Raw genomic sequence first — 19267 nt, 5'->3', positions numbered from 1 at the left:
GGCGATGTGTGGCCGCGCAGGGGCGTTGATACGCAAGCAAACAAGTTTCACTGGACGGTAAAAGTCCAGGGGCTAAAATCAGGGTAAATCCCGAGCAAGCCTGTGTTTTCCGGGTGTCTGCTAATTTCAGGTCCGATTCTTTATCTTATGACTACATTAAGTTCCCCCTTATTGACCGATAGAGCCCAGATGTTGGGCGCCTTGGCGCGCACCACGCACGTGGATATGGTCGTGGTGGGTGGTGGGGCAAGCGGCCTGGGTGTTGCCGTGGATGCCGCCCTGCGCGGGCTGAGCGTGGTAGTTCTGGAAGCCTGGGACTTTGCCAAAGGCACGTCCTCGCGGGCGACCAAGCTGGTGCATGGTGGCGTGCGGTACTTGGCCCAGGGCAATGTCAGCCTAGTACGTGAGGCCTTGCGTGAGCGCATGCATTTGCTTAACAATGCGCCGCATTTGGCACAACGTCTGCCTTTTGTGATGCCCAGTTACAAGTGTTGGGAAACCCCATTCTATGGGGTGGGCTTGATGGCATATGACGGCCTGGCCGGGCGTGAAGGACTGGGTCATACCCAATTTTTAAGTGCCTCCAAAATTCGACAGCTTTTACCCGGTGCGCGACAAAGTGGCCTGAAAGGCGGCGTCAAGTATTGGGATGGCCAGTTTGACGATGCCCGTCTGGCCCTGGCCCTGGCTCGTACCGCCGCCTTGAATGGCGCTTTGCTGGTCAATTACTGTCACGTGGTGGAAGTGCTGCACAGTGATGGGAAAGTGTCCGGGGTGCGTTGCGAAGACAAGGAAAGCGGCCAGAGCTACCAGATCAATACCCGCTGTGTGGTCAATGCTACGGGCGTGTGGGTGGATCAGGTGCGTCAACTGGATGCCCAGGAGGCGGGGCGTGAGCTGCGGCCTATGGTGTCACCCAGCCAAGGTGTGCATTTGGTGGTGGATCAGGAGTTTTTACCCGGTGAACATGCTTTGCTGGTGCCGCGTACCAAGGACGGCCGCGTGCTCTTTGCCGTGCCGTGGTTGGGCAAACTGATCTTGGGTACGACTGATACGCCTAGAGATGATATTCCTTTGGAGCCACGCCCTTTGGCGCAAGAAGTGGATTTCATTTTGAAAGAATCTGCCAATTATCTGCAAAAAGCACCGGGTGTGCAGGATGTGCGCAGTATCTGGGTAGGCTTGCGTCCCTTGGTGCGTCCGGCAGCTGAGTCGGCGGCAGGACAGACACAATCCATCAGTCGGGAACACAGCATTACAGTTAGTGCGAACGGCTTGCTGACCGTCACTGGCGGCAAATGGACAACCTATCGCGCCATGGCCGAGGATGTGTTGGAGCGCTGTCAGCAGTCTGGTCTATTAGGGCCGCTGCCAGCCTGTCGCACTCAGGATCAGCGTCTCGTGGGGGCCTCTTATGTGGGTGATCGGCGCTCTTTAGGGCGCACAGCAGGCCTGGATGCCTATGGTAGTGAGGCTGACTGGGTGCAAACTTTGCCGGGATCGGATCAGGAACTGGCCCCTGGCTTAAGTGCCGCCATGGTGCGCTTTGCCTGCCGTTTTGAATATGCGCGTACGGTAGAGGATATGTTGGCGCGTCGTTCACGCCTCTTGTTTCTGGATGCGCGTCTGGCGCAATCGGTGGCACCTGCTGTGGCGGCCATCATGCAAGAAGAAACTGGCCGCTCACCCGAGTTGGAAGCCTTTCTTGAATTGGCCGAGCAATACGCCACGGTTCCCACTGTGTAAATAGATAAAGCCCCCTGAACCCTTAAGCATGGCGCTATGCTCAGTTTTTTGGGGTATGAAGTCGGGGCCTTGTTTGAATTAATCCCTTTGCCGGCTCGACAATCAATTAATCAAAGAAAGTTCGAGCCGTTTCAAAGCGTTCAGCGAAATAGGGATTATCCAGAGAATCAATGCGTACCCGCCCGCCGCTGGAGGGCGCATTGATGAATTGCTGCTTGCCTATATAAATACCCACATGCGAGTTGGGCGCACCCAGTGTATTGAAAAACACCAGGTCGCCGGGGCGTAGCTGCGCACGGCTGACACGGCGGGCCGCGCTGGCCTGATCGCTCGTTCGGCGTGGAATAGGGGAGCGGTACTCCTGGCTGAAAACATAGTGCACCAAGCCGCTGCAATCAAAGCCGGTGGAGGGCTCGCGCCCGCCGTAGCGATAGGGGGTGTCCAGCAAGGTCAGGGCAGACAGGACGACGGCTGAACGGCGTTGATCGTCTACCGTGATTGCTTTGCCTGCCGTCGGCGCAAAGGAGGGCGTGTGCGCACACGCGGCCAGAAGCACGCTTAGGCACAGGGCAAACAGACGTTGCGTAAAAGCAGCAGGAACCATGGGCTGTTACAAAACGGATGGGGGGTAGAAGAAGCCAACAAGCAGAAGAATATCCGATATTTGACCTCTTTTTAGGCAGAGCCTGAGTGTTGAGGCTGCTAGATATGCATTAAATCAGGCTTAATAGATGCAACAAAACATATTCTTGGCACAGTCGTGTTGATCTTTGTCATGTTACATCTAGTTTATATCTACAACATTAAGTGAGCATCTGATAATATTCTGCTGTGTCTTGATGCATTTATTGCATGTATCAGACGTTTTTCATGTTTTTAGAGCATTTATAGACATACTGTGTCATAAGCGTTGATAATGTAAAAAATATATTCAGGCAATACATTGCAAGGCATGATACATATTTATGTAACTTTGACTATTTTAAATGTGTTTTGTTACAAGAAACTCGCTGATTAACAGTTTTACAAGGATGGCTGACATGCCCGTATCGGAAAATTCGCTGCTGAATGATATTCAGGAAGTCAATTTGTCGTACTTGTTACTCGCGCAGCGCCTGCTGCGGGAAAATTTTGCGGCAGGTATGTTCCGTTTGGGCTTCGATACCGATGTGGCTGAGACCTTATTGCGTCTGTCGCCCGCCCAATTGGTCAAGCTGGCCAGCTCCAGCTCGTTGATCTGCGGCTTTCGCTTCAATGACTACGACCTGCTTACCACCTTGACGCAGAATGTGCTGGGAGGGGTATTGCAGCAGGCTCACTCCACCATTCTTCTGTCCCAACGCGCGACAGCAGAACAAGTCGGCTAAACCGACACCCATTTCATTCCACCAAGAACTATGGCTATAAAAAGCGTCGCCAAAGAAGCCCAGGAAATTGGGCTTGCTTCCGACATGATTGAGCTGGGGGCGCGCTTGCAGGTCCTGCAAGCAGAAACATCACTGAGTTACGACCGGCTGGCCCGTTTGTACCGCGAGGTGAAAGGTTGTTCGCCGCCCAAGGGCATGCTGCCTTTTTCCGTTGATTGGTTCATGACCTGGCTGCCCAATATCCATTCCAGCCTGTTCTACAGCATTTACCAGTTTATGGCCGCGCATACGCCGTGCGACAAAAGCCGTGCCCTGGTCGAGGCCTACCGTCTGTACCTGGAGCAATCGTCGGCAGGCCGCCTGGAGGTGGGGCCGGACGAGGAACCCGTGCTGAGCTTTACCCGTGCCTGGATGCTGCTGCGCTTTTTCGATAGCGGCCTATTGCAGTTGTCTCAGTGCGAGCGTTGCAAAGGGGGCTTTGTGGCCCATGCGCACGACCCGGAAGCAGGCTTTATTTGTGCCATTTGCCGCCCGCCACCTCGGGCAGGCAAGACACGCGCCAGCAAAGCTCGCAGCACTCCTAAATCTCCTGCCAGCAAAAGTCGAAAATCAGAGCCGGCCAAGGAGCCTCAAGCCAGGGCTGGCGGGCACGTCAGCACTTCTGTAGACGTGCCCGTTTAAGTCGTACTTGTATCGTCAGTGTGCAGCAAAGCCGGATAGATGCTGGTTTTTGATGTCGATCTGATAAGAATCTGAACGTGTCAAGGCAACTGGAAGCGTCGATCTAGGCTGGAAAAAGGCCATTAACGCGTCGTTTTAGCCCGGTTGCTTGCCGCCATCATTAGCAGCGTGAATTAGAAGAAGGCGTATCCGTGCTTATCATCCTTGGATATATCATTGTTTTCGTCTCCGTTTTTGGGAGCTTTGTGGGTCTGGGCGGGCATTTAGGTGCGCTCTACCAGCCTTTTGAATTACTACTGATTGGTGGCGCGGCCCTGGGGGCCTATTTTGCGTCCAACAGCGGCAAGTCCATCAAGCTGCTGGCTAAAGCCTTGCCGATTGCATTTCGCAGCAGTCCCTATAACAAGCAGTTGTACATGCAACTGATGGGGATGCTGTCTGTGCTGCTGAACAAGGCGCGCCGCGATGGCATGATGTCCATCGAAGCTGATATCGAGAACCCCGAGCAGAGTCCCATCTTTGCGGATTATCCCAATGTGGTGAAAGATCCGGCCTTGATGAACTTTGTGTCCGACTACCTGCGTTTGATGATCAGCGGCAATATGAGCTCGTTTGAAATCGAAACGCTGATGGACCAGGACATCGAAACCCACCAGCATGAACGCAACGTGCCAGCGCGTGCCTTGCGTGAAGTGGCTGACGCCTTGCCCGCTTTCGGGATTGTGGCGGCGGTGCTGGGTGTGGTGAAGGCCCTGGCCTCTGTAGATCAGCCGCCTGCTGTGCTGGCAGACCTGATTTCCAAAGCTATGGTGGGTACCTTTTTGGGTATTTTGCTGGCCTACGGGTTTGTGGCTCCTTTGGCGGCCACGATTGAGCGCCGTACTTCCGATTCGGTCAAAGTACTGGAATGCATTAAGGTCACTTTGCTGGCTAACTTAAACGGCTACCCACCCCAGCTGGCGGTAGAGTTTGGCCGTAAGGTGCTGTACTCCTCGGATCGTCCTTCGTTCCAGGAACTGGAAGAGCATGTACGTCAGGCCCGTTCGGGTGCTGGTCGCAAGGCCTAAGCGGACGCGTCCATGAGCAACCATAAGGACCGAGTCATTATCCGTCGCAAGAAGATGGCGCATGCCGAGCATCACGGCGGTAGCTGGAAAATTGCGTACGCGGACTTCATGACGGCCATGATGGCCTTCTTCCTGGTGATGTGGATTCTTTCCCTGGTTCCCAAACAGGACTTGAAAGAGATTGCCGATTACTTTCGCATGCCCCTGATGGATGCTGTGTCGGGCGGCTATCAGGCAGACTATTCGCGCAGTGTCATTCCGGGCGGCCAGCCCAGCCTGGTCCCCAACCCCCACCCCGGTGCGAACCCCGGTCAGGCGGCGGATGACCGTCTGGATGTGGAGCGCCTGGAGGATTTGAAATCGGCTCTGGAAGAGCTGATTCGTATCGATCCCGTCTTGAAAGAGTTCCGTCCGCAACTGCTGCTGGACATGACTCAGGACGGTTTGCGCATCCAGATTATTGATCGCCAAAGCCGCCCCATGTTCTCTACGGGCAGCGCGCATGTGCAGATTTACATGCGGGCCATTTTGCGCTCGCTGAGTTCGTCTTTGAACGAGATGCCCAATCGCATCCTGATTTCCGGGCATACGGATTCTTTGCAGTATGCCAGTGGCGAGCGTTTGTACAGTAACTGGGAACTGTCAGCAGACCGCGCCAATGCGGCCCGTCAAGAGTTGGTGGCCGGTGGTCTGGCCGAGGCCAAGGTCAAGCAGGTCGTGGGTTTGGCCGATAGTGTGAGCCTTGTTAAAGATAACCCTGCCGCAGCCGTAAATCGACGTATCAGCCTGCTCGTGCTCAATAGCCGGGCAGAACGACGCATGGACGAGCAAGCGGCAAGTGGTTCGCAAGAGTTTGATTTGCGCGAAGCGATGCAGGAGACCGAGGGGCCCATCAGTATTCATATTCCGGGTCTGCCTGAAATGCCTTCTGCCTTGCCAGTAGTGCCCTAGGGCCTGTTAACAGGCCCTTCAGGCCTACGTGTTTGGGCTGTGCTTTTTGTTTTGTTGTTCTAAGCCATAACCAAGAAGGAAGTGTTCATGAGCTCCGGCGTAGATCTGAGTCAGTTTTACGAAACCTTTTTCGATGAAGCCGATGAGTTGCTGGCGGACATGGAGCGCTTGCTGCTGGAGTTGGATCTGGATGAGCCTGATCGCGATCAGCTCAATGCCATCTTCCGGGCCGCGCACTCGATCAAGGGCGGGGCAGGCACTTTTGGTTGTTTTGGCCAGTTGGCTGAGACCACCCACTTACTCGAAAACCTGCTCGATCTGGTCCGTAATGGCGAGATGCAATTGCGCAAGGACATGATTGACCTCTTTCTGGAAACCAAGGACGTGCTAACCGGACAAGTCAATGCCTACCGCGAGGAACAGGAGCCTGATGAGCAAGCCTACACTCGTATCTGCGCGCAATTAAGGCAGTTGGCCCTGGAGCAAAAGGGCATTTTGGCGACCGACACCAAAGGGACCGAGGCCATCCTGCAAGAGGAACCCGAGCCAGAACCGGTCGCCAGTGCGGATGGTTTGCCGCTGTGGGTGTCGATGGGGCCGGTATCCGATAAGGATGCCGAAGCGCTGCAACAAGAAATGGAGTTGATGGGCACGATTGTCCATCAGAGCCGCGAGGGCGAGCGCCTGGATATCTGGCTGGAAACCACAGGGTCGGCTGACGATATCCTGGCGGTGTGCTGCTTCATTTTGAATGCGGATCAGGTGTCTGTGCAGCCCGGTGCGGTGCCTGGGCAGGCTGCAGTAGCACCTGCTGCTACGGCGGCTGTTGAGCCAGTTGCCGCTGTTGCCCCTGCGGCAACTCCCGCTCCTGTCGCTGCTCCTGCTGTGGCGCCTGTGGCTGCTGAAGCAGAAAAACCTGAAGCACCTGCTGCTCCCAAAGCGGCAGACAAACCCCTTAAACCGGCAGCCGCCAAAGAGTCGGGCACGATTCGCGTAGGCGTAGAAAAAGTCGATCAGATTATCAATCTGGTGGGGGAACTGGTTATTACCCAGGCCATGCTGGTGCAAACTGCCTCGACCCTAGACCCGGTTGTGCATGATCGTCTGCTTAACGGGATTGAGCAGTTGGAGCGTAATGCTCGCGATCTGCAAGAGTCCGTGATGTCCATCCGCATGATGCCTATGGACTACGTGTTCAGCCGTTTTCCGCGTGTGGTGCGTGAAAGCGCCGCGCGTATGGACAAGAAAATTCGTCTGGTCACCAAAGGCCAGGCCACCGAGCTGGACAAGAGCCTGATCGAACGCATTATTGACCCGCTGACTCACCTGGTGCGCAACAGTATCGACCACGGTATTGAAATGCCCGAGGATCGTCTGGCTGCGGGTAAAGAAGAAGAGGGCGTGCTGACTCTGTCGGCTCAGCACCAGGGCGGCCACATCATTATTGAAGTGGTGGACGATGGCGCCGGTCTGAACCGTGAACGTATCCTGAAAAAAGCCATGTCCTCGGGCCTACCGGTGACCGAGACCATGCCGGACGACGAAGTCTGGCAACTGATTTTTGCCCCTGGTTTTTCGACCGCTGACAAAGTCACGGAGATTTCCGGGCGCGGCGTGGGCATGGACGTGGTACGACGCAATATCCAAAGCATGGGCGGCCATGTGCAGCTGTACTCGCGTGCGGGTAAGGGCACCACCACCCGTATTGTCTTGCCGCTGACGCTGGCCATTCTGGATGGCATGTCGGTTCAGGTGGGCAATGAAGTCTTTATTTTGCCGCTGGCCCACGTGACCGAATCCATGCAGCCAACAGAAGAACAGTTGCGCCGCGTGTCCGATACCGATCATGTGATGTTTGTCCGTGGCGAGTACCTGCCCCTGATTTCCCTGCGGGACATCTTTTCGGTGGAAGAAGCCGAAAAGGATGTAACCCGTGCCATTGCCGTTATCTTGCAGGCCGAAGACATGCGCTTTGCCTTGCTGGTCGATCACCTGATTGGCCAGCATCAAGTCGTGGTCAAGAACCTGGAAGCCAACTACCGAAAAATTCCGGGTATTTCCGCCGCCACCATTTTGGGTGATGGCAGCGTAGCCCTGATTGTTGATGTTTTTGCCTTGCAACGTCTGGCGCGTGATCCCGCCTCGACGTGGGCCTGATTATTCGGAGATTTTTATGTCCAACGACTTTACTTCCCACTCCGAAGCTGCCGAGGCTGGCGGCAAGGAGTATCTGGTATTTACTCTGGGCGACCAGGAATACGGCATCGATATTCTGAAAGTTCAGGAGATCCGGGGCTACGACTCCCAGACCGTAACCCGCATTGCCAACGTACCCCATTTCATCAAGGGCGTTACCAATTTGCGTGGCGTGATTGTGCCTATCGCGGACTTGCGTGTGCGCTTCAATATGGAACGCGTGGAGTACGACCATCAGACCGTGGTGGTGATCCTGAATCTGCATGATCGCGTGGCCGGCGTAGTGGTCGATGGCGTGTCCGATGTGCTGGTCTTGCAGTCGTCCCAGATCAGTGCGGCCCCCAGCTTTGGCACCGCCTTCTCGACCGAGTACCTGACCGGTATCGGTACCCTGGGCGAGCGCATGCTGATTCTGGTGGATATTGAAAAACTGATGACCAGCGAAGAGATGGCCCTGGTTGACAGCGCAGTGACCTGATCGCCTGAGTCTGCAGGGACTCGCCAGACGGGGACTTGCTGAACAAAAGGGGTCCTTTAAGGATTTTTCGGGTCGGGGGAGGCGTCACGAGCGCCTCTGATGTTCGGATCTACTCTAGACAAGGTGCTTGCAATGCTGGATGGATTACGTTTGACCAATCTGAAGGTGCGGACCAGTCTGATTCTGGTACTGGTGTTTTTTTTAGTCATGTTGGTGGCGGGTGCGGCCTTGGGGATTTTGTCCCTGCGCGCCAATAACGGTGCGCTGCAAAGCATCGTGGTCAACCAGCGTGTAGGCTCGGCCATGTATCAGGCGATCGAGCGCTACAAAGAGACTCAAACCCTGATTGGGCGAGCGGCCATCAGTTATGTGGTCAGCAACGACCTGCAAAACCAGGACCTGATGGCGGAATGGAGCGATGCGGCTCCTGAGGGTTCGGCGATCAGCACCGCTACCCGCGAGGCTCTGGAGGCCACCCGTAAGCAGTTCGAGCAGGCGCAAGAAGCTTTTTTTGAGTATCAGGGCGTTGCGACTCAGCTGGAAGGGACGAACGACTACTACCAGCGTGTAGATGCATCCTTCATGTCCTTGATGCAAGGCGGTGTGCTGCCCCTGATCGCTTACCTGGAGCAAGGTGATATTGCCGGTTTCCGCAGCTATGTAGCGACCACCACTAAGTTTCTGGAAGAGGACTTGTACAGTGCCTTGAGCACCTTGCAGGCTGCCCAACAGCGTTCTATCGACACGCAGTTTCAAAAAGAAAACGATCAATACAATATGGTGATCCGTCTGGTGGGTCTGGCCATGGTGTTCTGCCTGTTTATCTCTTTGGCGGTGTATGTGTTCTTGAATCGCATGGTCTTGCGCCCCTTGCGTCAGGCCGGTGCGCACTTTGATCGCATTGCCAGCGGAGATTTGACGCAGCGTGTGGAAGTGCGCTCCACCAATGAAATCGGTGTGCTGTATGACGCTGTGCGCCGTATGCAGAACAGCTTGCAGGCCATGGTCATGACCGTGCGGCAGGGCGTGGAAGAAATTACTTTTGGCTCGCATGAAATCTATGTGGGCAATACCGATTTAAGCAGTCGTACCGAAGAGCAGGCCGCGTCCTTGCAGCAAACCGCGGCCAGTATGGAGCAGTTGGCCAGCACCGTGCGCCAGAACTCGGATAACGCCCAGCAAGCTGATCAGGTGGCCAAGAACGCCTCTGAAGTGGCGATGCGGGGTGGTCAGGCTGTCTCTACCGTGGTGCAGACCATGGAAGATTTGTCGGCCAGCTCGGGGCAGATTGCACAGATTGTGAACGTCATTGATGGCATTGCCTTTCAGACCAATATCCTGGCCCTGAATGCGGCCGTGGAAGCGGCCCGTGCCGGAGAGCAGGGCAAGGGCTTTGCCGTGGTGGCAGGCGAAGTGCGCAGCCTCGCCCAGCGCAGCGCCCAGGCCGCGCGCGAGATCAAAGGCTTGATCGAGCAATCGCTGGCGAAAGTGAAAGAAGGGACTCGTCAGGTGGATGAGGCGGGCAAGGTCGTAATGGAAGTGGTGAGCTCGGTGCAGAGTGTCACCACCATCATGGCGGAAATTTCTTCGGCCTCGAACGAGCAGTCCGAAGGTATTGAACAGGTAAATCGGGCCGTTGCACAAATGGATGTGGTTGTGCAGCAAAACGCGGCCCTGGTAGAGCAGGCAACTGCAGCGGCTGGGTCCTTACAGGATCAGGCTACCCGTCTGTCCGATGCGGTATCGGCCTTCAAGGTTGGTGCCCAAGACATTATTGATGATCCGTTTGATTCGGCCGAGCCAGAGCGGTTACGTTCCGGTGAACGCTTGTCGGCGGGGCCTTTTAGCGGGACCTTGGCCAGCCTGTAGTTATATGAGCACATCTGTGGAACCTTTTGTTTATACATTGCCCTCGATCCCGCAAGCCTCGAGGGCCGACTGTGAGCGAGCTGCGCGCTTGCTCAAGTCGTATGCGGGCATCATTTTAGGGACCCACAAAGAAGATATGGTGGCGCGCACATTGGGGATGCGCAGCCAGAACGCGGGGGTTCGGGAGGTCCGGCAGTATCTGGATATTCTGGAACAGGACACCCATAGCCAGGAGTGGCAGGACTTCGTCAACGCTTTCACGATCAATCACACCGCTTTTTTTCGTGAGCAGCACCACTTCGATATTTTGGGCAAATTTGTCAGTACACGCGGCAAGCCGCTGGATATCTGGTGCAGTGCCGCCTCAACGGGCGAGGAAGTCTATTCCATTGCCATGACGGTGCGTGAGCACTGTCCTTCGCCCGACGTCAATGTGTCTATTCTGGCCAGTGATATTGACTCGGCCGCCTTGGATAAGGCCAGGCAGGGTATGTACACCCTGGAGCGTATCCAGCCCGTACCCGATTTGTGGCTGCCGCGCTATTTTCAGCGCGGTGTGGGGGCTCGCAAGGGACTGGCACGCGTCAAGCCCGTGCTGCGCAAGATGGTGGAGTTTGAAGAGTTCAATCTGGTGGGGCCTGCTTGGCCATCGTCCAGCCGTTTTGACGTGATCTTCTGTAGAAACACCATGATTTATTTTGACCGGGACGATCAAACACGCATCCTGGAGCGATTCGCCGCCGTGACCAAGCCGGGCGGACTGCTGTTTGTTGGGCACTCCGAGAACTTCTCCTACTTGACCAAAGCCTTTCGCTTGCTGGGTCAGACGGTGTATGTGCGGAACTAAGCTCTGTTGGCGCTTGAAATCGGGATGATGAGTAGCATGAAGAAAATTCGAGTTTTGTGTGTAGACGATTCCGCCCTGGTGCGCAGCCTGATGGTGGAAATTATCAATAGTCATGCGGATATGGAAGTGGTGGCGGTGGCCCCTGATCCGCTGGTGGCGCGCGATCTGATCAAAGAACACAATCCGGATGTGCTGACGCTGGATGTCGAGATGCCCCGCATGGATGGCCTGGACTTTCTGGAACGGCTGATGCGCTTGCGTCCCATGCCGGTGGTGATGGTCTCTTCCTTGACAGAACGCAATTCGGATGTGACCTTGCGTGCTCTGGAGCTGGGTGCAGTAGACTTTGTGACCAAGCCCAAGCTGGGCCTGCGCGATGGCTTGCTGGACTATTCAGACCTGATTGCGGACAAGATTCGCGCCGCTTCGATTGCGCGCCCGCGTCGTGCGGCACCGGCCAGCGCAGGCTCAGAACCCGTACGTCGCCTGACGCATAACTTCTCGACCACCGAAAAGCTCATCATGATTGGTGCCTCCACCGGTGGCACGGAAGCCATCCGCCAGGTGCTGGAGCCTTTGCCGGCCAATTGTCCGGCCATCATGATTACCCAACATATGCCTGCCGGTTTTACACGCTCTTTTGTGAACCGGCTGGATGGTCTGTGCTCCATGCAGGTGCACGAGGCTGAAGATGGTCAGCGCGTTCTGCCCGGCCACGTTTACCTGGCTCCTGGCGGTGTTGCCCACATGAAGCTGGCCCGCTCAGGTGCTAACTATGTGGTCAAGCTGGTGGACAGCGAGCCCGTCAACCGCCACCGGCCTTCGGTTGATGTGCTGTTTCACTCTGCAGCCGAGCTGGCTGGTCGTAATGCCGTAGGCGTGATTCTGACCGGCATGGGTAAGGACGGCGCGCAGGGTTTGCTGGCCATGAAACAGGCCGGAGCCATGACCTTTGCCCAGGACGAGGCCACCAGCGTGGTGTTCGGTATGCCCCGTGAGGCCCTGCAAATTGGCGCTGCTGACATCGCCTTGCCCTTGGGGCAGATTAGCGAACGAATTCTAGCTAGTGTGGGGGCCTTTGGGCACCGCGTATAAGCGGACCTGAACGCACTGGCATGCTACTCATTTGGAGAATGTAAATGGTACAAAAAAATATAAAGATTCTCGTCGTCGATGACTTTCCCACCATGCGCCGGATCATCAAGAACTTGCTCAAGGATCTGGGATACGAGAATGTAGACGAAGCTGAAGATGGTCAGATGGGCCTGGAGAAATTGCGTAATGGCAATTTCGAGTTCGTGGTCTCTGACTGGAATATGCCGAATCTGGATGGGCTGGAAATGCTTAAACAGATTCGTGCCGATGCCAACCTGTCCTCTTTGCCGGTGCTGATGGTGACGGCCGAAGCCAAGAAAGAGAACATTATTGCCGCCGCCCAGGCGGGCGCCAATGGCTACGTCGTTAAACCCTTTACCGCCGCAACACTGGAAGAGAAGCTGAACAAGATCTTCGAGAAAATGGGCGGTTAATACGGAGTACGTCATGGATCCACAGCAAACACCGACTCAGCCTGACCCCCAAAGCGTACCGGTTGATCTGGTCTACCGCATCGCCAACCTGACCCGCTTGCTGCGGGAGAGTATGCGCGAACTGGGTCTGGATCAGGCCATTAAAGATGCCGCGCACGCGATTCCGGATGCCCGAGATCGTCTGCATTATGTGGCTCGCATGACCGAGCAGGCCGCCAACCGGGTGTTGAATGCGGCCGAGCAAGTGCGTCCTTTGCAGGAATCCTTGCAAGAGGATGCTCAGGCACTGGATGCCGAATGGGAACAGTGGTTTGAACAACCTTTGGACCAAGATCAGGCTCGCGAACTGGTCAAACGCACCCGCAGTTTCTTGCGTGATGTGCCTGTCAAGGCGCAGCAGACCCAGGAAAACCTGCTGGAAATTATCATGGCCCAGGATTTTCAGGATCTGACGGGGCAGGTGATCACCCGTATGTTGGGGGTGGTCGGCACTATTGAGACAGAGCTGGTCCAGGTGCTGGTTGATAATGTGCCCACGGAAAAACGCGAAGAGACGCAAAGCCTGCTTAACGGCCCTGTCGTCTCGCCAGTGGCCTCGGAAGTGGTCACCAGCCAGGATCAGGTGGACGATTTGCTGGCTAATCTGGGCTTTTAGTTTTCGCTTGCGATTGCCCGTTTAACCCGCTTCAAAAAGGCGCTGCACATTGCAGCGCCTTTTTGCTTGTGCGGAACAGCCTGCTTTTATCCGGCTTTCTCCGCGCTATCAGAGCTTGCCTGCTCTTTTAGAATGACCCCGCGGCCTGCAGTGCGAGCGCGATATTCGTGCTGGGCGCGCGATCCACTCTTTCAATTCCTGCGTCTTGGCAGTCCATGGCAGAAGACAGCGATCTCGAAAAAACAGAACCGGCCTCACCCCGGCGCCTGGAAAAGGCGCGGGAAGAAGGGCAGGTGGCGCGTTCCAGAGAGCTGACGACTTTTCTGATGCTGTTGTCCGGCATTGGCGGGATTTGGGCCGGGGCTAGCTATTTGTATGAAACCTTTGGCGGCATCGTACGCCGTAGCGTCTGGTTTGATCCGCGTATTGCGCATGATCCCACCGCGATGGTGGTGCAGGCAGCAGGTTTGGCCGGAGAGGCCCTGAAAGGGCTGGCGCCGCTATTTTTATTATTGGTGGTCGTGGCGATTTTTGCCTCGATTGCCTTGGGCGGCATGAGCTTTAGCGGCAAGGCGATACAGCCCAAGTTCGAGCGCATGAACCCGGCCAAGGGCATCAAGCGCATGTTTTCGATGCAGACCGTGGTTGAACTGGTCAAGACCCTGGCCAAAGCCGGACTGGTGGGCTCGGTAGCGGTCTATGTGATCTGGACCGAGCGCGAGCAGATGACGGCCCTGATGTATGTACATCCCACGGCAGCCATCGCCACGGGGATGACGCTGATCATCAAGTGTTGTGCCTTGATCGCCGCCAGTCTGCTGGTGATTGTGTTGATTGATGCGCCCTGGCAGCTATGGAGCTTTTATAAAAAGCTACGTATGTCGCGCCAGGATGTGAGAGAAGAGCATAAGGAAAGCGAAGGCGATCCGCATGTGAAAGGGCGTATCCGGCAGCAGCAACGGGCTATGGCTCGTTCGCGCATGATGTCGCAGGTGCCGGGTGCCGATGTGGTGGTCACCAACCCGACACATTATGCGGTGGCCTTGAAGTATCAGGATGGCAAGAGCGCTGCGCCACGTGTGGTGGCCAAGGGCACAGGTTTGATTGCCGCCAAGATCCGTGGCCTGGCGGCGGAACACAAAGTGGCGACTCTGGAGGCACCCGCACTGGCGCGGGCCTTGTACTTCAATGTCGAACTGGAGCGTGAGATTCCCGTAGACCTGTACGCGGCCGTGGCTGAAGTGCTGGCCTGGGTTTATCAGCTTCGCAACTGGAATAAAAGGCAGGGCGAGCGCCCGATCATGCCCACCCGATTGAAAGTGCCGACAGGCATGGATGAAGGTCCACTGCGTTCGCGCAAACACTAAAAGCAATGAACAATTTTTTTGCCTTACTGAAACAAAATGGTGGTCAACACGCCCGGCTGTTAGCGGGCCCAGTGCTGATCCTCATGGTCATGGCCATGATGATTTTGCCCTTGCCCCCCTTTCTGCTGGATCTGCTGTTCACCTTTAACATCGCCTTGGCCGTCATGATTTTGCTGGTGGCCATGTTTACCAAAAAGCCGCTGGATTTTGCGGCGTTCCCGGCGGTGCTGCTGTTTGCCACTCTGTTGCGTCTGGCCTTGAACGTGGCCTCCACGCGTGTAGTGCTGATGAACGGGCACAAGGGCCCGGATGCGGCCGGGCAGGTGATTGAAGCCTTTGGCCATTTTCTGGTGGGTGGCAACTTTGCGGTCGGCCTGATCGTGTTTGTGATTCTGGTCATCATCAACTTTGTGGTGATTACCAAGGGTGCGGGCCGTATTGCCGAAGTGGGTGCACGCTTTACCCTGGATGCCTTGCCGGGCAAACAGATGGCGATTGATGCCGACCTGAATGCTGGTCTGATTGGCGAGGACGATGCACGGCGTCGTCGTACCGAGGTGTCGCAAGAGGCCGAGTTCTACGGCTCCATGGATGGTGCCAGTAAGTTCGTACGAGGAGACGCGGTCGCTGGCCTGCTGATTATGGTCATCAACGTCGTCGGAGGCTTGATTATCGGTGTCTTGCAGCACGATTTGTCGTTCTCGGAAGCCGGCCGCGTTTATACCTTGCTGACGATTGGTGACGGCCTGGTCGCCCAGATTCCAGCCCTGATTATTTCTACTGCCGCCGGTGTGGTGGTCTCGCGCGTCGCCACCGATGAAGACGTGGGCCAGCAAATGGTCAACCAGCTGTTCAGCAATCCTTTGGTGCTGTATATCACCGCCGGGATTCTGGGGCTGATGGGTTTGATCCCTGGCATGCCCAATCTGGTCTTTCTATTGCTGGCGGCGATTCTGGCTACCGGTGCCTGGATGATGAAAAAGCATCAGGCCGAGCAGGTACAGCAGGACAGTGAACCGAATGAGCAAGTTCTGGCTGCCGCTGACTCAGCAGCCAGTGAAGCCAGTTGGAATGATGTGTCCATGGTGGACCCCTTGGGCTTGGAAGTGGGCTATCGCCTGATTTCCCTGGTGGACCATGCGCAAAATGGCGAGCTGCTGCATCGCATCCGCAGCTTGCGTAAAAAGTTTGCTCAGGAAGTGGGCTTTTTGCCGCCCGTGGTTCACATTCGCGACAATCTGGAACTGAAACCCAACGACTACCGCATTTTGCTGGCGGGGGTGGAAATTGGTCGTGGTACGGCTACGCCAGGGCAGTGGCTGGCGATTGATCCCGGTGGCGTCACCATGAAGTTACCGGGTACGCCTACCACCGACCCCGCCTTTGGTTTACCTGCGGTCTGGGTGGATGTGAGTATGCGTGAACAGGCCCAGATTGCGGGCTACACCGTGGTGGATGCCAGCACGGTGATTGCGACTCACATCAATCATTTATTGCATCGCCATGGCGCGGACCTGTTGGGTCGTCAGGAAGTTCAACAACTGCTGGATCACGTCGGTCGCGAAGCACCCAAACTGGTCGAAGATCTTGTGCCGCAAACGCTTTCCCTTAGCCTCTTGCTTAAGGTCTTGCGCGGTCTGTTGGCAGAAGATGTACCGATCCGAGATATGCGCAGCATTGTGGAAACACTGGCAGAACATGCGCCGCGCATTCTGGCACCCGGAGCAGTGGCTCCAGGGAATGAGGCGGGCGAGCTCCTGGCGGTTCTGCGGGTCGCTCTGGGTCGCGCCATTGTGCAGCAGTGGTTCCCCGGTGAAGGCGAGTTGCGAGTGATTGGTCTGGATGCGCGTCTGGAACGGGTTATGACGCAGGCGCTGACCAGTAGCGGCGCCCTGGAGCCGGGGCTGGCCGAGTCAGTGCTTAGCGATGCCATGCGTGCCGCCCAGTTCCAGGAAGAGCACGGGGACCCGCCTGTGCTGGTGGTGCCGCCGGTTCTGCGGGCCACCTTGTCCCGTTTCTTGCGTCACCACATCCCACAACTGGGTGTCTTGTCTAACGCTGAAATCCCTGAAGAACGCATCCTTCGGGTCACCACCATTATTGGTCAGTCTGAATGAATATAAGTCGCTTTTTTGGTAGTACCAGCCGTGAAGCCATGCGTCAGGTACGCATTGCGCTGGGCCCTGATGCCTTGATTGTGTCCAACCGTCGCGTGAATGGCGGGGTGGAAATTTTGGCTACCGATTCAAGTTCGGTGCCCGGCGGTGCCACCGAGCGTGCTCCCGTGCCGGGTAATGTGCCGCATCAAGCGGCGGGCATCCGTCAGCAGGAAATGACAGCGCCACCGGCTGGTGACAATGTCATGGGGGCTATTGGCGCTTTGCGTGGTGCCCTGGAAGGGCGCATGGACGATCTGGTCTGGAGCCACCAGATGCGCCGCTCGCCAGTAGCGGTGAATTTGTTCCAGAGCTTATTGGCACAAGGTTTCAGTACCGCCTTGTTACGGGCCATGCTCAAGCGCTTGCCCGAAGAACTGGGTGCACGTGCGGCTTTGCAATGGGTGCGTACCGAGCTGGAAACCCATTTGCCGGTGTTGCGGGCCGAGGATACGTTGTGGCAGCCCGGTCTGGCTCTGGCCTTGGTGGGGCCGACGGGCGTGGGTAAAACCACCACCCTGGCTAAGCTGGCTGCTCGTGCGGTGCGCCGCTTTGGTCCCGATAAAGTCGTTTTGTTGACGACCGATACCTACCGGATTGGTGCGCACGAACAGTTAAAAATTTATGGCGACCTGATGCGGGTGGCCGTTCATATCGTGCAAGACGTGGCCCAGCTGCGTAGTGTGATGCTGGGCGTGCGGCCGGATCAAGTTATCTTGATCGACAATATGGGTATCAGCCAGCGTGACCGCTATGTGCGTGAGCAGGCAGCTTTGCTGGCCGGTGCCGGACGCCGGGTGCAACGTTTACTGGTTCTGAATGCTGCCAGCCAGGGCGACACCTTGGACGAAGTCGCGCGTAGCTATACCCAGGACGGCGGTACACCATTAAGCGGTTGCATCATCTCTAAAGTGGATGAGGCGATCAAGCTGGGCGGGCCTTTGGATACTGCCATCCGCTTCAAGCTCCCCATTCATTACGTCTCCAACGGACAAAAAGTCCCTGAAGATTTACGCTTCATGAGCCCAGCTGAACTGGTCGATTCCGCTTTGCAGGTGCGCGAGAGCCAACGGCCGTTGTACGCTCCCACATCAGGCGACCTGGCTGCTCTGCTGGAAACGGGTGGGCAATCGGTTCAAGAACAGCAAGCGGAGCAAGAACGCCGTGCTCGCGTCTTGCCGCGCCTCTTGTCCGCCGCTTCGGCGGGTGGTCCTATCGCTCTGGAGCAAGCACGCCGTGCAGCGGCTGATCTGGATGAGCGTCTGGCCTGCGCCGAAGCCTATGACTTCTGGCGTGATCTGCATGCCCAAAATGAGGCGGTTCAAGATGGCGCCGCAGCGCAACGCGCCGAAGGCTTGATGCGAGCCGCCTGCCAGGAAGTCAGCGAAGGTAATGTGTCGCGCTTGCTGGTCATTCATGCCGACCATCAGCCTGTGGGAAGCCAGGAACAATGCTCCTTCAGCTTTCTGTTCAGCCCCAAAGGGCAGGCGCTAAGCGTTCCGTATTATCAGCGCCAGACGCCATCTCAATGGTCAGATGTACGAGGCGTTCGCAGTCTGGAGCGGCCCAGTGCCACTCAGGCCCTGAATCAGGCCATGCAAGTGCTCAATACCCAGGCTCAGCCCGTGAGTTTGCTGCATATCTTTGAAGGTGGTTCGCCCACTATGTGGCGCCAATGGGCAGATGTGGAAGCCGACTGGTTGGCCTTGATTCCGGGGGCAACGTCTTTGTGGCATAAGGACGGCAAAACCACGCCCAATGCCTTGGACAAGCAGCTGGCGTTTCATGCCATTCCTGATCTGGCCGCTCGCCTGCATCTGGAAACGCTGGGTCGCGCCCGCTTGGGTGAAATCGCCTTGTGGTACGCCGTAGAGCCTGTGCAGTTGCGACAGCGTAATGCCGAGCCGGTGCATCTGGAGCTGATTGTCTTGCGTACCGTGCGTCGTCATGATGGCAAAGTGTTGAAAACCCGTTTTGCCCTGATGCATCAGCGTGCAGGCTCGGAGGCCATCGCTCCGGCCAGCCTGGCTTGCTACATGATGCTGCGTAGCGAAGTGCAGGAAATGACTCGGCTTTTAGGGGCGGTGCGTGCCATTTTGCCCGCCAGCAATTCCGAGTTTGAAGAAGAGCTCAATTTGTTGGCCGCCGCGCAATTGACCTTGGCATCTTGGGACTTGCTGCAAGCTCCGGATAATTTGGGTGTGCGCCAGCTGTGTGCCCGCCTCTTGGGTAAAGAGGGCTTGAAGTCCGGGCAATCAGTGGATGCGCTGGTGAAGATGCTGGTGCTGAAAGAGGCGATGAGCTAAAAACCCACGAAGTAAAAAAAGCCTGCCCTTGCGGCAGGCTTTTTTCTATTGG

General features: G+C 56.4%; 16 protein-coding genes. 15 read left to right on the top strand and 1 reads right to left on the bottom strand.

All coding sequences use genetic code 11. The annotated features are described in order from the left end of the window. The first annotated feature begins 147 nt into the window (after positions 1 to 147). On the top strand, positions 148 to 1746 hold the full coding sequence (locus tag IE156_RS15205) for a glycerol-3-phosphate dehydrogenase/oxidase (protein ID WP_189393430.1): 1599 nt from the start codon (positions 148 to 150) through the stop codon (positions 1744 to 1746). A gap of 106 nt (positions 1747 to 1852) precedes the next feature. Here IE156_RS15205 and IE156_RS15200 read toward each other — a convergent pair whose 3' ends face one another. Further along, on the bottom strand, positions 1853 to 2350 hold the full coding sequence (locus IE156_RS15200; protein WP_189393428.1) for a C40 family peptidase: 498 nt from the start codon (positions 2348 to 2350) through the stop codon (positions 1853 to 1855). A 436-nt stretch (positions 2351 to 2786) separates the two neighbouring features. Between IE156_RS15200 and flhD the strand changes: the two genes are divergently transcribed. The 14 genes from flhD (at position 2787) to flhF (ending at position 19215) form a co-directional block, all read left to right on the top strand. Beyond that, positions 2787 to 3113, top strand: a complete 327-nt coding sequence (flhD, locus tag IE156_RS15195; RefSeq protein ID WP_189393426.1) for a flagellar transcriptional regulator FlhD — start codon at positions 2787 to 2789, stop codon at positions 3111 to 3113. Positions 3114 to 3143: 30 nt separating this feature from the next. Further along, on the top strand, positions 3144 to 3794 hold the full coding sequence (gene flhC / locus IE156_RS15190; protein WP_189393424.1) for a flagellar transcriptional regulator FlhC: 651 nt from the start codon (positions 3144 to 3146) through the stop codon (positions 3792 to 3794). Between the two features lie 191 nt (positions 3795 to 3985). Next, positions 3986 to 4861, top strand: coding sequence for a flagellar motor stator protein MotA (gene motA, locus IE156_RS15185; protein WP_153229535.1), 876 nt, complete (start codon positions 3986 to 3988; stop codon positions 4859 to 4861). Positions 4862 to 4873: 12 nt separating this feature from the next. Beyond that, entirely contained in the window at positions 4874 to 5812 is a 939-nt protein-coding gene (gene motB / locus IE156_RS15180) for a flagellar motor protein MotB (RefSeq protein WP_189393422.1), read from the top strand. 87 nt (positions 5813 to 5899) lie between these two features. Continuing rightward, positions 5900 to 7969, top strand: coding sequence for a chemotaxis protein CheA (gene cheA / locus IE156_RS15175; RefSeq protein ID WP_189393420.1), 2070 nt, complete (start codon positions 5900 to 5902; stop codon positions 7967 to 7969). Between the two features lie 16 nt (positions 7970 to 7985). After that, positions 7986 to 8486 carry a chemotaxis protein CheW gene (locus IE156_RS15170; RefSeq protein ID WP_189393418.1) on the top strand — a complete coding sequence of 167 codons (501 nt, stop codon included), beginning with the start codon at positions 7986 to 7988 and terminating at the stop codon, positions 8484 to 8486. Positions 8487 to 8618: 132 nt separating this feature from the next. Then, positions 8619 to 10355, top strand: coding sequence for a methyl-accepting chemotaxis protein (locus IE156_RS15165; RefSeq protein ID WP_189393416.1), 1737 nt, complete (start codon positions 8619 to 8621; stop codon positions 10353 to 10355). A gap of 16 nt (positions 10356 to 10371) precedes the next feature. Then, positions 10372 to 11202: a CheR family methyltransferase gene (locus tag IE156_RS15160; protein ID WP_189393542.1), complete on the top strand. Its 831-nt coding sequence runs from the start codon at positions 10372 to 10374 to the stop codon at positions 11200 to 11202. Positions 11203 to 11238: 36 nt separating this feature from the next. After that, positions 11239 to 12297 carry a protein-glutamate methylesterase/protein-glutamine glutaminase gene (locus IE156_RS15155; RefSeq protein ID WP_189393415.1) on the top strand — a complete coding sequence of 353 codons (1059 nt, stop codon included), beginning with the start codon at positions 11239 to 11241 and terminating at the stop codon, positions 12295 to 12297. A 44-nt stretch (positions 12298 to 12341) separates the two neighbouring features. Next, positions 12342 to 12731, top strand: coding sequence for a chemotaxis response regulator CheY (cheY, locus tag IE156_RS15150; protein WP_153229539.1), 390 nt, complete (start codon positions 12342 to 12344; stop codon positions 12729 to 12731). Positions 12732 to 12744: 13 nt separating this feature from the next. Continuing rightward, on the top strand, positions 12745 to 13386 hold the full coding sequence (gene cheZ, locus IE156_RS15145) for a protein phosphatase CheZ (protein ID WP_189393412.1): 642 nt from the start codon (positions 12745 to 12747) through the stop codon (positions 13384 to 13386). A 215-nt stretch (positions 13387 to 13601) separates the two neighbouring features. After that, the gene (gene flhB, locus IE156_RS15140; RefSeq protein ID WP_189393410.1) at positions 13602 to 14753 is read left to right on the top strand and encodes a flagellar biosynthesis protein FlhB; all 1152 of its coding nucleotides are present in this window, start codon (positions 13602 to 13604) and stop codon (positions 14751 to 14753) included. Positions 14754 to 14758: 5 nt separating this feature from the next. Continuing rightward, a complete protein-coding gene (gene flhA, locus IE156_RS15135; RefSeq protein WP_189393408.1) occupies positions 14759 to 16870 on the top strand; it encodes a flagellar biosynthesis protein FlhA in 2112 nt (703 codons plus the stop codon). Next, positions 16867 to 19215 carry a flagellar biosynthesis GTPase FlhF gene (gene flhF / locus IE156_RS15130; RefSeq protein ID WP_189393406.1) on the top strand — a complete coding sequence of 783 codons (2349 nt, stop codon included), beginning with the start codon at positions 16867 to 16869 and terminating at the stop codon, positions 19213 to 19215. The genes flhA and flhF overlap by 4 nt, the downstream gene beginning before the upstream one ends. Positions 19216 to 19267 lie beyond the last annotated feature (52 nt).

Source organism: Alcaligenes pakistanensis (assembly GCF_014652815.1).
Lineage (GTDB): Bacteria > Pseudomonadota > Gammaproteobacteria > Burkholderiales > Burkholderiaceae_B > Alcaligenes > Alcaligenes pakistanensis.
This window is presented reverse-complemented; position numbering and strand designations above follow the sequence as displayed.